Origin of the sequence: Variovorax sp. PAMC28562, assembly GCF_014303735.1 — a bacterium.
In the GTDB taxonomy this organism is placed as follows: Bacteria; Pseudomonadota; Gammaproteobacteria; order Burkholderiales; family Burkholderiaceae_C; genus Variovorax.
The window spans coordinates 639852-653972 of the sequence record NZ_CP060296.1 but is presented as its reverse complement, the minus strand read 5'-3'; the positions used below and the strand labels follow the sequence as shown (position 1 = coordinate 653972).

The 14121-nt window shown below is 66.6% G+C and carries 10 protein-coding genes; all 10 read left to right on the top strand.

From position 1 onward, the window contains the following. Window position 1 precedes the first annotated feature (1 nt). The 10 genes from H7F36_RS03180 to tssG all read left to right on the top strand — a co-directional run bounded on the left by H7F36_RS03180 (window position 2) and on the right by tssG (window position 14110). Window positions 2-1339 (top strand): DotU family type VI secretion system protein, encoded by a 1338-nt coding sequence (locus H7F36_RS03180; RefSeq protein ID WP_187053307.1) that lies wholly within the window; start codon window positions 2-4, stop codon window positions 1337-1339. Beyond that, a complete protein-coding gene (gene tssM / locus H7F36_RS03175) occupies window positions 1336-4932 on the top strand; it encodes a type VI secretion system membrane subunit TssM (protein ID WP_187053306.1) in 3597 nt (1198 codons plus the stop codon). Before H7F36_RS03180 ends, tssM begins: the two co-directional genes overlap by 4 nt. Next, a complete protein-coding gene (tagF, locus tag H7F36_RS03170) occupies window positions 4929-5609 on the top strand; it encodes a type VI secretion system-associated protein TagF (protein ID WP_261802481.1) in 681 nt (226 codons plus the stop codon). Before tssM ends, tagF begins: the two co-directional genes overlap by 4 nt. Continuing rightward, window positions 5606-7471 carry a serine/threonine-protein kinase gene (locus tag H7F36_RS03165; RefSeq protein ID WP_187053305.1) on the top strand — a complete coding sequence of 622 codons (1866 nt, stop codon included), beginning with the start codon at window positions 5606-5608 and terminating at the stop codon, window positions 7469-7471. Before tagF ends, H7F36_RS03165 begins: the two co-directional genes overlap by 4 nt. 60 nt (window positions 7472-7531) lie before the next feature. Then, entirely contained in the window at window positions 7532-9103 is a 1572-nt protein-coding gene (locus H7F36_RS03160; protein WP_187053304.1) for a murein transglycosylase A, read from the top strand. 70 nt (window positions 9104-9173) lie between these two features. After that, window positions 9174-9734 carry a type VI secretion system tube protein Hcp gene (locus tag H7F36_RS03155; protein WP_187053303.1) on the top strand — a complete coding sequence of 187 codons (561 nt, stop codon included), beginning with the start codon at window positions 9174-9176 and terminating at the stop codon, window positions 9732-9734. A gap of 51 nt (window positions 9735-9785) precedes the next feature. Further along, window positions 9786-10586 (top strand): type VI secretion system accessory protein TagJ, encoded by an 801-nt coding sequence (locus H7F36_RS03150; protein WP_187053302.1) that lies wholly within the window; start codon window positions 9786-9788, stop codon window positions 10584-10586. Beyond that, window positions 10579-11097 (top strand): type VI secretion system baseplate subunit TssE, encoded by a 519-nt coding sequence (tssE, locus tag H7F36_RS03145; protein WP_187053301.1) that lies wholly within the window; start codon window positions 10579-10581, stop codon window positions 11095-11097. Before H7F36_RS03150 ends, tssE begins: the two co-directional genes overlap by 8 nt. Window positions 11098-11102: 5 nt before the next feature. After that, window positions 11103-13034 carry a type VI secretion system baseplate subunit TssF gene (tssF, locus tag H7F36_RS03140; protein WP_187053300.1) on the top strand — a complete coding sequence of 644 codons (1932 nt, stop codon included), beginning with the start codon at window positions 11103-11105 and terminating at the stop codon, window positions 13032-13034. After that, window positions 13031-14110, top strand: coding sequence for a type VI secretion system baseplate subunit TssG (gene tssG, locus H7F36_RS03135; protein WP_261802480.1), 1080 nt, complete (start codon window positions 13031-13033; stop codon window positions 14108-14110). The genes tssF and tssG overlap by 4 nt, the downstream gene beginning before the upstream one ends. Window positions 14111-14121: the final 11 nt, after the last annotated feature.

Genomic DNA, 14121 nt, shown 5'->3' with positions numbered 1-14121 from the left:
CATGACAACCCCGGACCCTTTCGCTGCTTTCGAATCCGAACGCACGGTCATCAAGCCGAAGCCGCGTGCTGGTGGCGGCGCATCGCCGGCAAGCGGCAACGCCCCGTATGCAGCATCGGCAGAAGCGTTGCCGGCCGATGTCGGCGAACTCGGCCTGCTCAACCCACTGGTGTCGGCCGCCGGCAAGTTGCTGGTGCTGATAGGCAAACTTCGCAACCTCGTGCAGCCGCCCAACGTGCCGGCGTTGCGCGCCTCCACTGCCGATGCAGTTAACCAGTTCGATGCTGCCGCGCGTCGCTCGGGCGCCTCGAACGAGTCGGTGCTGGCCGCTCGCTACATCCTTTGCACTGCGCTCGACGAAGCCGTCGCCAACACGCCGTGGGGCGTGCAGGCGGGCTGGAGCAAGCAGAGCCTGCTGGTCCAGTTCCACAACGAATCGTGGGGCGGTGAAAAAGTTTTTCAGCTGCTCGCAAAGCTGGCGCAAGACGTGCCGACGCACCGCAATTTGCTGGAGCTGATGTACAGCGTGCTGGCGCTCGGATTCGAAGGCCGCTACCGCGTGATCGACAACGGTCGCGCGCAACTCGACACCGTGCGGCAGCGCCTCGCCGATCTCATCGCCAAAGATCGGCCACCGCTCGAGGCGGAGCTCTCGCCGCACTGGCGCGGCCAGGCAGCCGGCACCGCACGGCTGCGCGAATCGCTGCCGTTGTGGGTCTTCTCGGTCGGCTTCCTGCTGCTGCTCGCACTCGCCTGGTTCGGCCTGCGGCTCACCCTCAACAACCGCTCCGACACGACCTATGCAGCGATCTCCGGCCTGCGCGTGCCCAACGTGCAGATCGCGCCGCCGGCCATCATGGCGAAGGCGCCGCGGCTGGCGAAATTCCTGGAGCCTGAAGTCAAGCAAGGGCTTGTCACCGTCACAGACGAAGCCGATCGCAGCACCGTGCGCCTGCGCGGCGACAGCTTCTTCGGCTCCGGCAGTGCCGAGCCGATGCCGCAATCGCTGCCGGTGTTGAAGCGCATCGGCCAGGCGCTGGCCGAGGTCAAGGGCGAGGTGCTCATCACCGGCCATTCGGACAACCAGCCGATCCGCTCGATGCGCTATCCGTCGAACTGGCATCTGTCGGCCGCGCGTGCCGATGCGGTCAAGGCCTCGCTGGTCGGTTTGGTAGAACCCGGTCGCATGCGGTCCGATGGCAAGGCCGATGCCGAGCCGGTCACGCTCAACGACTCGCCGGCCAATCGCGCGCGCAATCGCCGCGTCGACATCGTGCTGTTGTCCGAGCCGGAGCGCACAGCGGCCACGTTGAATGCAACGTCGGAGGTCAAGCGATGAAAAAGCTTTTCGGCTGGCTCTTCAGCCCGCTGCTCTTCATGCTGCTTGCGCTGCTGGTCGTCTCGCTGTTGATCTGGTGGGTCGGCCCGCTCATCAAGATCGGTTCGCTGGCACCGCTTGAATCCGAGAATGCCCGCTGGGTGCTGATCGGCGTCATCGTGCTCATCGCCGTACTGCGTGCGACCTGGAAGCGCTGGCGCACGCGCAAGGCCAGCCAGAATCTGACAGAAGGCCTGATGCGCGCGCCGGCCGCCAAGACGGGGCCTGTGGACGAAGGCGAGCAGAAGGTGCTCGACACGCGCTTCACCGAAGCGGTCGCGACGCTCAAGCAGATGCGCCTGCATGCGGCCGGCCGCAAGCCCGGCTGGCGCGACTGGTTGTCGCTGTCGGGCGGCAGCTATCTGTATGACTTACCGTGGTACGTCTTCATCGGCGCACCGGGCGCGGGCAAGACGACGGCGCTGGTCAACTCGGGCTTGTCGTTTCCGTTGGCCGACAAGTTCGGCCCTGGCGCCATTCGCGGTGTCGGCGGCACGCGCAACTGCGATTGGTGGTTCACCGACGAGGCAGTGCTCATCGACACCGCCGGCCGCTACACCACGCAAGACAGCCACCAAGCCGAAGACAAGAACGCGTGGGAAGGTTTTCTCGGCCTGTTGAAAAAAGTGCGTCCGCGCCGGCCGCTCAACGGCGTGTTCCTGACAGTGAGCGTCGCCGACCTCCTGAGCCAGGGCGCCGAGGCGCGCAGCTCGCTGGCCTCGTCGATCCGCGCACGTCTGCTCGAGCTCGATGCCAAGCTCACCACGCGCTTGCCCGTCTACGTGCTGGTCACCAAGAGCGACTTGCTCTACGGCTTCACCGAATACTTCGCCGATCTCGGCAAGGAACAACGCGCGCAAGTCTTCGGCTTCACGCTGCCGGCCGAAGACGTGGTGCAGGTCGACGAGAAGGGCCTGTCGGCCGCGTTCGGTCGGGAGTTCGGCTTGCTGCACGACCGCATCAACGACGGCCTCATCAACCGCATGCAGCATGAGACGGACGTGACACGGCGCGCGGCTGTCTTCGGCTTCCCGGCGCAGCTGGGTTCGGTCGGGCCGCTGCTGTCGGACCTGCTCGACCAGGTGTTCACCGGCTCGCGCTTTACGCAGCCGCCATGGGTGCGCGGCGTGTACTTCACCAGCGGCACGCAAGAGGGCAGCCCGATCGATCGCGTGATGGGCAGCCTGGCGCGCAGCTTCGGGCTGGAGCGCGCCATGCTCGCGCCGCAAAAGAGCAGCGGCCGCAGCTACTTCCTGACCTCGCTGTTGCGCGACGTGGTGTTCCCCGAGCAGCGGCTCGCGGGTGCCGACGTCAAGCTGGAGCGACGTCGTCACGGGCTGCGTCTTGCGGCCGTGTCGCTCATGACGCTGGTCACGCTCGGCCTGCTCGCCGCATGGGGCTACAGCACCTGGCAAAACCTCGACTACCTGAAGGCGGTCGAAGCGAAAGTGGAGCCCGCCAAGCAGACGCTGGCGGCACTGCCGGCGCGCGTGCAGAACCTGGTCGAAGTTGCGCCGGTGCTGCAAGGCCTGCGCGATATCTGGAAGGCGCCCGAAAACCGGCAGGGCAACGAGCCGCTCTCGATGACGCTGGGTCTCTACCAGGGCGACAAGCTCGACGCAGCTGCGATGTTGGCGCACCAGCGCGCACTCAACGAAGCCTTCTTGCCGCAGCTCGCCAAGCGGCTCGAAGACCAGCTTCGCACCGCGCAACAAGACAACCTCGAATTCAGCTACGAGGCGTTGAAGAGCTACTTGATGCTGCACCAGCCCGAGCACTTCGATGCCGACGCGCTCAAGGCCTGGATCACGCTCGACTGGGCGCGCAACATGGACCGCGGCATCCCGGAAGACCAGCGCAAGCTTCTCGAAGACCAGCTCGATGTGCTGATCGCGCAAGGCCCGCCGCGCTCGCCGTTGAAGATGGACGAGAACCTGGTGCGCAGCGTGCGTGGCGTGCTCGCCAGCTACCCGCTGGAGCAACGCGTGTTCAGCCGGCTCAAGCGGCAGCGTCTGGGCAAGGACGTGCCGGCCTTCAGCGTGGCGGCAGCTGCCGGCCCTTCCGGCCCGCTGGTGTTCGAGCGCATCAGCGGCAAGCCGCTGACCGATGGCGTGCCGGGCATGTTCACCTACGACGGCTATCACAAGCGGTTTCAGGCCGAGGTGACCGTGCTCACCGGCCTGCTCGCGCAGGAAGATCCGTGGGTGCTGGGGCAAGACCGCACCGCGACCGATCGACTGAAAGACGTGTCGCAACTCGGTGCGATGACCGACCGCGTGCGCCGCCTCTACCTCGAGGAATACGTGAAGGTGTGGGAGGCGATGCTCGCCGACATTCGGTTGGTGCGCGGCGCGGGGCTCGAGAAGAACATCGAGACCGCGCGCATCTTGTCGGGCGCGAGTTCACCGCTCGCCAACTTCCTGCGTGCGGCAGTCAAAGAGACGACGCTGATTCCGGCCGAAGGCGCAAAGGACGTGGTGAGCAAGGCGACCGAGACCGTTCGCAACACGCGCAAGGGCCTCGAAGACCTGTTCGGCGGCGACCCCAACAAGCCGGTCGTGACCGGCAAGCGCATCGAGAGCATCGTGGACGATCGCTTCGAGCCGCTGCGTCGCATGGTCACGGCCGGCACGCCCGGTGGACCGGCCCCGCTCGACGATGCACTCAAGCTCTTCAACGAGGTCTACGTCTATTTGACGGCCGTCGATTCCGCGGTGAAGAGCCGCTCGTCACCACCACCCGGAGACGTGGCCGCCAAGCTCAAGGGTGATGCGGGCCGGCTGCCGGAGCCGGTGCGCAGCATGGTCGAGAACCTGAGCCAGTCGGGCGCGACGCAAGCGCAAAGCGCCGAGCGCAGCAACCTGAGCCAGGACCTGCGGCCGGTAACCGACTTCTGCACACGCGCCATCGCCGGCCGCTATCCGCTGGTCGCCACCAGCAACCGCGATGTGCTGCCCGAAGACTTCGGCCAGATGTTCGGACCCGGGGGCTTGATGGACGACTTCTTCCAAAAGAAGCTGGCCGCACTGGTCGACACCAGCACCAAGCCGTGGCGCTACAAGCCGGTGGCAGAGAAGGCGGCAGTCACCACCGCATCGCTCGCGCAGTTCGAGCGCGCTGCGCGCATCAAGGACATCTTCTTTCGGGGTGGCGGCCGCGGGCCGGCATTGCGGCTGGATTTCAGGCCGGTGGAGATGGACGAGAACATCACGCAGTTCATCCTCGATGTCGATGGGCAGCTGGTGAAGTACGCGCATGGCCCGGTCGTGCCGATGGCGGTGCAATGGCCGGGACCCAAGGGCAGCAACCAGGTGCGCGTGCAGATCAGCCCGCCTTCGGCCACCGGCAATTCCGGCTTGTCGACGGACGGACCGTGGGCGTTGTTTCGCACGCTCGACAAGGCACAGCTCGAACAGGGCGACTTGCCGGAGCGCTTCTTCATCACCTTCAACATCGAGAACCGTCGCACCCGTTTCGAGGTGACGACCAACAGCGTGCAGCACCCGATCCGCCTGCGCGAACTGCGCGAGTTCTCTTGCCCGGAGGGGCTGTGAGCGAAACGCGAACCTTTCTCGCATCGGACGCGTTGCCGGGCTGGTTCGGCAAGCTGCCGGGCATGGGCGACTTCGCGCATCGCCGCATGCCGGAGCCGATGCGCGAGCGCCTCGACCACTGGCTGCAGCGCGGCCTCTTGCGGCTGCGTGATGCGCACGACGACTGGACCGAGCGCTATCTCGCAGGTCCGCTGTGGTTCTTCGCTTTGGGCAGCGGATTGGGCGGCACCAACGCGTGGCTCGGCGTCCTGATGCCATCGGTCGATGGCGTCGGTCGCTACTTTCCTTTCATCATGGCGGCCGAATGCGATGTGCCGCTGAACGAGTTCACGCCGGCGCAGTCGGGTGCCGCGTGGCGCTGGTGGCGCACTTGCGCACAGGCGGCACTCGAAGGGCTGGAGAACGATCTCGATGCAGGCCGCTTCGACAGCGCCTTGCTGCGCGTCTTCGATGTCGCCGACGGCCGCGCCGTGGACGAGGTGGCCGATGCCGACCGAGGCGCGGCGATGGCCTGGCCGGCCGACGGCCAGTCGCTGTGGCTGACCGATCCTGTCGCCGAACCAGGTCTTCGCATGACGGCCATCGGCCTGCCGACCGACGCGCGCTTCGATGCGCTCTTCGGCTTTGTCAGCGACGAATGGGTGCAGCGGGTGAAGCGAGTGGAGGCAGAGCCATGAGCAATGCCGACGCCCCGAAGAACGACGACGGCGCAACGGTCATCTCCACGGGCGGCGTGGGCAGCACGGGCATGGCCCTGGTCAGCGGCAACCCGACACGCCTGCCGACCTCCGGCTCGCAAGCCGGCGCCGAAGCCGGCGTGTTGCCGGCCGGCAGCAAGGTCGGCGAGTTCGAGATCACCGCACTGGTCGGGCAGGGCGGCTTCGGCGCGGTGTACGAAGCGTGGGATCACACGCTGGAGCGCGTCGTCGCAATCAAGGAATATCTGCCGGTGTCGCTGTCGACGCGGCAACACGACGGCACGGTGGTGGCGTTGTCCGAGCGGCACCGCGAGACCTTCGATCTCGGCATGCGCAGCTTCATCAACGAGGCGCGGCTGCTGGCGCAGTTCGATCATCCATCGCTGCTGAAGGTCTACCGCTTCTGGCAGGAGCGCGGCACGACCTACATGGTGATGCCGTTCTATCGCGGCGACACGTTGCGCCAGGCGTTGGCCGCCATCCCGGCCGGTGTCGACGAAGGTTGGTTGATGCGCATCATGGACGGCGTGACGCAGGCGCTGTCCGTGATGCACGCGGCCAATTGCTATCACCGCGACATCGCGCCCGACAACATCATCCTGCTCGAAGGCTCGGGCCGACCGGTGGTGCTCGACTTCGGTGCGGCGCGCCGCGTGATCACCGACAAGACGCAGGCCATCACCGTCATCCTGAAGCCGGGCTATGCGCCGATCGAGCAGTACGCCGAGATGCCCGACATGTCGCAGGGCGCGTGGACCGATGTGTACGCATTAGCCGCGGTGATGCACGTCGCCATCTGCGGTCGGGCGCCGCCGCCGTCGGTCGCGCGGTTGCTGTCCGACAGCTATGTGCCGCTGGTCGACAACGAGATGCTGCGCCAGCGCTACAGCGCGCGGTTGTTGTCGGCCATCGATGCCGGGCTTGGCGTGCGGCCGGAGGCGCGGCCGCAGTCGATGGGCGCGCTGCGCGAAGCGCTCGGCCTCGATGACGAGACGACGAACGTGCCGGTGCGGCGCTCGGTGCCTGCTGCGCCAGCGTCGGCGCCGGCGCCCGCACCGCGCCCGTCGAAAGCCGCTGCGGCTTCGAGCGGCGGCACGGGCAAGGCCGTCGCTGCCATCGCGGCCGTCGCGGTGCTTGCCGTGACCGGCGGCGGGGGCTGGTGGTGGATGCAGGGCAGGTCGAACGGCGCCGAACCGGTGGTCGGCAGCGCAGCCGGTTCAACAGACGGCAAAGCGTCCACGCCGCCAGACACGAAGGTCGTTGAAGTTCCCGCGCCCGCGCCCGCAACCGCAACCGCAACCGCAACCGCAACCGCACCGCCGCCCACACCACGCACGCCGACCGAATCGATGGCCGCCATCGGCACCGGCGCCACACCAGGCTTCAACGTGACAGCGACGCCGCGCAAGGCCGAGGTCGTCATCAAAAAGGATCGGCTCTCTTTCGACGTCAAGAGCAACCGCGACGGCTACGTGTACGTCTATCTTTTGTCGAGCGGCGGAGAGATGTTCCTGCTGTTCCCCAACCTGCTCGACAAGTACAACAAGATCACTGCGGGTACATCGATCTCGCTGCCGCGCGCATCGTGGCCGATGGACGCGGGCGGCCCGGCCGGCGTCGATTTGTTCGCGGTGGTGGTGAGCGAGCGCGAGCGCGATTTCTCCGGCTCGGGGATTCAAAACGACGGCGTGTTTCCGCAGTTTCCCGTGCCGGTGCTGGCGGCCCTGGAGGCGACGCGCGGCGCCGGCCCTTCGCCGCTGGTCGGCAAGCCCGTGTGCCCGCCGGGTGCGCCATGCAACGACGTCTACGGCGTCGGGACTTTCAAAATCACAGAGAAGTAATCGTCCTGATGAACAGGCAGCCCCTTCGGGCCGGCTCGTTTCACGGCAAGGAGACCGCCCATGAACACCTCTTCGACGACTTATCCGGTTGCCATCATGGTCGCCATCGCATTGGCAGGATGCGCCATCGGGCCCAAGCCCCCCGCTTCCATGACGACTCCTGCCTCGACGGCGCCAGCACCCGCGGCCGTCGAAGCTGCGGCACCGGCGCGGCCCGCGACCAGCGGGCCCGGTGCCGGCAACGTGGCCGGTCAGGCCCGCACTTTTTCGACCCAGCTTGCGACCTACACCGCAGTCAATTTCGAATCGGTCCCCGGCTGGCGGCGCGACGACTTTGCCGAAACATGGCCCGCGTTCCTCGGCAGCTGCAAGGTGCTCACCGGTCGCGGCGATGCCTGGAAAGAGGTGTGCGACCGCGCCCGCAAAGTCGACGACAAGAGCTCACCCTCCATTCGCAGCTTTTTCGAAACTGAGTTCGCGGCCTACCAGATTCGCGACGACGACCGCAAGCCCGACGGCGTGGTCACCGGCTACTTCGAGCCCGAGATCAGCGGCAACCGCAGCTACTCGCCGCCCTTTATCTACCCGGTGTACGGCCAGCCTGAAGACATGCTGTTCGTCGATGCGCGCAAGCTGCCCGCCGGCAACGGCACGGTGCCGGTGCGCGTGCAGGGCCGCGACGTGATCGTGCAGATGGGGCTCAGCACGCGTGACATGGGCGCGCCAGGCTTGTATGCGCTCGACCTCTCCACCATCACGCGCGACACGCTGGATCGCCGCGTGCGGCTTCGCATCGATGGCAAGCGGCTGATGCCTTACTACACGCGTGAAGAAATCGAAACGCGCGGCGCGCCCAACGCCAAGGTGCTGGCCTTCGTCAACAGCGCGACGGCGCTGTACGAAATGCAGATCCAGGGCTCGGGCCGCATTCGCATGCCGAGTGGCGAGGTGGTCCGCATCGCCTACGCCGAACAGAACGGCCAGCCGTTTCGCCCGACGCTGGTCGGCTCGGCCAACAGCAAAGGCAAGAGCGCGGTGCGCACGCGCGGCGGTGCCATCGAACTCGATCCGGACGACGATGACGACGAAGACCTGAGCGCGGTCAAGACGCGCGGCTTCACGCTGGCGAAACCGGTCGAGAGCGGTGCCGTCATGGTGCCCGGCCGCAAAGCCACGGGCGACGTGATCGGCTCCGGCATCAAGGACCCGAGCTATGTGTTCTTCAAGGAGACGATCGGCTCTGCGGGCGGCCCGGTCGGCGCCTTCGGCGTGCCGTTGTCGGCGGGGCGGTCCATCGCGGTCGATCCGCGCAGCACGCCGCTCGGCTTCCCGGTGTTCGTGTCGACACGCGCACCCGGGACTGGCGCGCCGATGCAGCGGTTGACCATCGCACAAGACACCGGCGGCGCGATTCGTGGTGCGGTGCGGGCCGACTACTTCTTCGGCAACGGCACGCAGGCCGCGGCCAATGCGCGTCGCATGAAGGAACGCGGCCAACTCTGGATCTTGTTGCCGCGTGGCCTGGCGGTGGCAGCAGCCTCGACGTCGACCCTCCGGACGCGCGGCGGGGCGGTCGGTGCGGACCTGCCTCAGTGCCTGGTGCCGGTCGAAGGGCAGTGCGTCGATGACTGACTGTTCAGTGCTTTTGCACCGACTTCCGGCTTTGTTTCTTACCCTTTGATCTACCACGGGAGTGAATGCCATGTCATTGAACGGCGATGGATACCTGGACACAGACGAGGCATTGCGCCTGCTCGACCTCGGCCTTCGCAAGGGCGTGTCGCTCGACATGGCGATGTCGATCGACAACCGCGGAACGCCGGTCGAAGGCGAATCGCCGCGCACCTATGCCGACGGCAAGGCGCGCATGGACCTGCTCGGCTACGACGTGCACGCGGGCTTGCGCATCGCGCCGGGCGCGAGCACGGCATCGCTGTCGCTGTCGCACTTGCAGGTCGTGCGGCAGTCCGATGCGGCCACCGCGTCGATCGCCAGCCTGCTGCGCAACCAGACGGTCGGCCTCACCATCACCGTGTCGATCTATCGCTCCGGCGGTGAAGACGGCTCGCAACTGGAACCGATGATCGAGTTCGTGTTTACCGGCGGCCGCGTCAATGAGGTCGCCTACCTCACGGGCGGCTCGTCGGGGCACCCGTGCGAAGTCATTCGCTTCGGCTACCGCGTGATGTCGATCAACTCTGCCGCGCAGCTCGCCACCGGCATTCGCGGGGCCGTGCGCACCTGCGACCTGACGGCTTCCTGAAAAGAACCCAGCACAGCAAAGCAAGCGCAAAACAAAAGCAAAGGAGCTGCCATGTCCGCCATCGAACTGTTGAAGGCATCCGACCCCGTGGGCGCACTCAAGGCGCTCAGCGACGAGGTGCGTGCCAAGCCGGGCGACAGCAAGAACCGCGTGTTCCTCGCGCAGCTGTTGTGCGTGCTCGGTCAGTGGGAGCGTGCGCTCAACCAGCTGTCGGTCGCCGCCGAACTCGACGCACTGGCCGTGCCGATGAAGCAGGTCTACGGCGAAGCCATTCGCTGCGAAGGCGTGCGCGCAGAGGTGTTCGCCGGCAACCGCACGCCGATGGTCTTCGGCCAGCCCGACGAATGGCTGGCGCTGCTGATCGAGTCGCTGCTGCGGCGCGGCCGTGGCGAACAGGCGATGGCCGAGCAACTGCGCGAGCGCGCCTTCGAGGGTGCACCCGCCACGGCCGGGACGATCGACGGCTCACCCTTCGAGTGGCTGGCCGATGCCGACATGCGGCTCGGCCCGGTGCTCGAAGCCTTCGTCAACGGCAAGTACTACTGGGTGCCCTATGCGCGTCTCTCGCACATCAAGCTCGATCCGCCCGAAGACCTGCGCGACTGCGTCTGGTTGCCGGCGCATCTGCAGTTCGAGAACGGTGGCGAAACACTGGCGCTGATCCCGACGCGGTACGAGGGCTCCGACAAGAGCGACGACGGCGCCTTGCAACTGGCACGCAAGACCGAATGGCGCGAGCTGGCACCCGATGTGTGGGTCGGCTCGGGGCAGCGAGTGTTGAGCAGCGACGCGGGCGACCACGCGTTGATGGACGTGCGAGAGATCGTGTTCAACGAAGCCTCGAATGGCTGAGCCCGCCAGCGCGCAGGAGCGGTTGCAGCCATCGCTGCTCGACCGACTTGTCGACCATGCGCCGACGGAGAAGCGAGAGAGCGACGACAAGCGAACGCTCACCAAGCAGGCGCTTCGGCAAGCGGTGCTGCGCGACCTCGGCTGGCTCTTCAACGCGACCGGCTTCGGCCTGGCCTTCGACGACAAGCGCCATCCCAACGCGGCACGCTCGGTCATCAACTACGGATTGCCTATGCTTTCCGGCCAGTTCACGTCGAGCGTGCAGCGTGTCAGCATGGAACAGGCTTTGAAGAACGCGATCCTGCAGTTCGAGCCGCGCATCCTGCCCCGCACTCTGGAAGTCGAACTCGTCATGGAAGGGCCGGCCCTTGATTCACACAACCGCATCGGGCTGCAGATTCGCGGCATGCTCTGGGCACAACCCGTGCCGCTGGAGTTCCTGATGCGAAGCCGCATCGATCTCGAAGAGGGTCGCATCGAGATCGAAGACATGGCGCACCCGGCACGGTAGTCGGCATGGACCCCCGCCTGCTGAACCTGTACGAGCAGGAGCTTCGGTATTTTCGCGAAAGCTCCGGCGAGTTCGCACGGGCGTTTCCCAAGATCGCACACCGGCTCGGTGTCGAAGGTCAGGAGGTCGCCGACCCGTACGTCGAGCGCCTGATAGAGGCCACCGCCTTCTTGTCGGCGCGCGTCGGACTCAAGCTCGATGCGGAGTTTCCGCGCTTCACCGGGCACCTGCTCGACATCGTGTATCCACACTTCATGGCGCCGACGCCGTCCATGACGGTGGTGTGCTGCACTCCCGAACTCGACGATGCGAACCTTGCCACCGGGCCCACGCTGCCGCGCAACAGCGGCCTGCGTTCGCGCCATGCCGTGGGGCAGAACACGCACTGCGAATTTCGCACCGCACGTGCCTTGCGCGTGTGGCCGATCGAAGTGATCCGGGCGCAGTACTTCACCTATGCGCCCGACCTGCCGATCAACCAGCATCCGCAGGCGCGCGAAATCCGCGGCGGCTTGCGCATGTCGTTGCGCACGACGGCCGGCCTCACCCTCGACAAGCTCCAGCTCGATGAGCTGGTGATCCACTTCGGTGGCGCCGACGACGTGGCGTGGCAATTGCACGAATGCTTTCTCGGCAAGCCGATCGGTGTCATGGTGCAGCCGATCGGCCCTGGCGGTACGGTCGGCGCAGCGGGGCCAGGCGCGGTGCGAACACTGCCTGCAAGTGCGGTTCAGCCGATAGGCTTCGACGACGACGAAGCGCTGCTGCCGGTAACGGCCACCGGCTTCTCCGGCTTCAGGCTGGTGCAGGAGTACTTCGCGTTTCCGCAGCGCTTTCAGTTCGCGCGCATCGTCGGCTTGCAGGCGTTGCTGCGCGGCATGCCGGGCACCGAGGTCGAGCTGGTCGTGCTGTTCTCGCGTGGCGACCCGGCGCTCGAAAAACTGGTGACGGCAGACAACATCCAGCTGCACTGCGTGCCGGCCATCAACCTCTTTCCCAAGCGCCTCGACCGTGTCGCCATCACCGAGAGCAACAGCGAATTCCATCTGGTCCCCGACCGCACGCGGCCCCAGGATTTCGAGGTGCATTCGGTCACCGAGGTGCTCGGGCTCGGCAACGTCGGTCAGGGCCAGGGAGCCCCAGGGTCGGGCCAGTCCGATGGTCCGCAGGAGCTGCTCTTCCGCCCCTTCTATGCCGCGTTCCATGGCAGCCGGCACAGCCATCCCGCGTACTACACGACCACGCGTGAGCCGCGCAGTCTGTCGGTCAAGCAGCGCACCGAGGGGCATCGCAGCAGCCACATCGGCTCCGAGGTCTACATGCAGATCGTCGACCCGCAGGAGGCGCCGTACCCGCCGGGCTTGCGCCAGTTGGCGGTTGCGGCGCTCGTGACCAATCGCGATCTGCCGATGCTGCTGCCGCTCGGGCGCGACAACGATTTCGATTGCGTCGACTCGTTCCCGGTGCAGCGCGTACGCATGGTGCGCGGCCCGTCGCGGCCGGTGTCGCCAGTGGTGAACAACGGCCTTGGCTGGCGTGTGGTCGACCATCTGGCGCTCAACTACCTGTCGATCGGCGGTGCCGATACGCACAAGAACGCGGCTGCCCTGCGCGAGATGCTGATGCTCTATGCGGTGCATGCCGACGAGTCGCGCCAGGTGCAGGTGCGCGGCTTGCTGTCGGTGTCGTCGAAGCCGGTGGCGCGACGCTTGCCGATGGCCGGCCCGATCGCTTTCGGCCGCGGGCTCGAAGTCACGCTCGAAGTCGACCGCAATGCTTTTCATGGGCAGAGCGCCTTCCTTTTCGGCGCCGTGCTGGCGCAGTATCTGGCGCGCCATGTCGAGGTGAATCACTTTGTCGAAACGGTGCTCGCCGTCGCCGGCAAGGGCGAGACGATGCGCTGGAGGCCGCTGTGCGGGACGCGCCCGGTGATGTGAACTCACGGGTCGGTGCGCACCTGCATTCGGTGTCGCACGAGCCGTGGGCCTACGACTACTTCGCGTTGATGCGTCGCCTGGAATCGGTGGCAAAGAGCAGTCCGCGCTGGGGTCGTGCGTTGCTGCCGAGTGCCGAGCCGGTGCGCGTCGGGCAAGAGCCGTCGCTGTCGTTCGCGCCCGCCAGCTTCAGTCGATTCGAAGCCGCGACCGATGTCTCGCCGCCGCGCCTGCGCCAGCACTTCTTCGGCTACCTCGGACCCAACGGCCCGTTGCCGGTGCACCTGAGCGACTTCATTCGCGAGCGCTTCATCAACCACGGCGATCCGACATGGGTCGCGTTCCTCGACACTTTCGCGCACCGTTTCTCGTTGCACTTCTACCGCGCGTGGGCCTCGTCGCGGCCGGCCGTGGCGCTCGATCGACCGGGCGAAGACGCGTTTCGATTGCAGGTCGGCGCACTGGTCGGTGCCGGCACCGCGGCGCGCAATGACCGCGACGAAATCCATGACGACGCGCGACTGCACTTCGCGGGTTGGCTCACGCGTCGCGTGCACAACGCAGAGTCGGTCGAGGCGGTGTTGTGCAGCTACTTCGGCGTGCCGGTTCGGCTCGAGCGATGGGTAGGCCACTGGATGGCGTTGCCGCCCGGCGAGCTCACACGGCTCGGTCGCGGTGATGCTTCGCGCTCGATGGGCATGGGCGCAATGCTGGGACAGCGCGCGTGGGACCGGCAGCATCGGGTGCGGCTGCATCTTGGTCCGCTGTCGCTCCATCAGTACCGCCTTTTCCTGCCGATCGGCCCGGCGCGCCCCGAACTGCAGCGCTGGATGCAGCAGTTGCTCGGCGACGAACTCGAGTGGGATGCCGAGCTCGTGCTCGAGCAACAAGAAGTGCCGGCGACGCGGCTCGGCCAGACGCTGGGCGGCAACGCGCCGCGCCTCGGTTGGGTCAGCTGGCTCGGGCAGCGCCCTCGCACTCGCGATGCGGCCGACGTGCGCGTCCGGCGCGATGCGGGCGAGCTGGTTTCGCATCGTTCGGTGCGTTCTTTTGAAACCATGGCCCGCGGTTCGTCTTGATCACATACGGA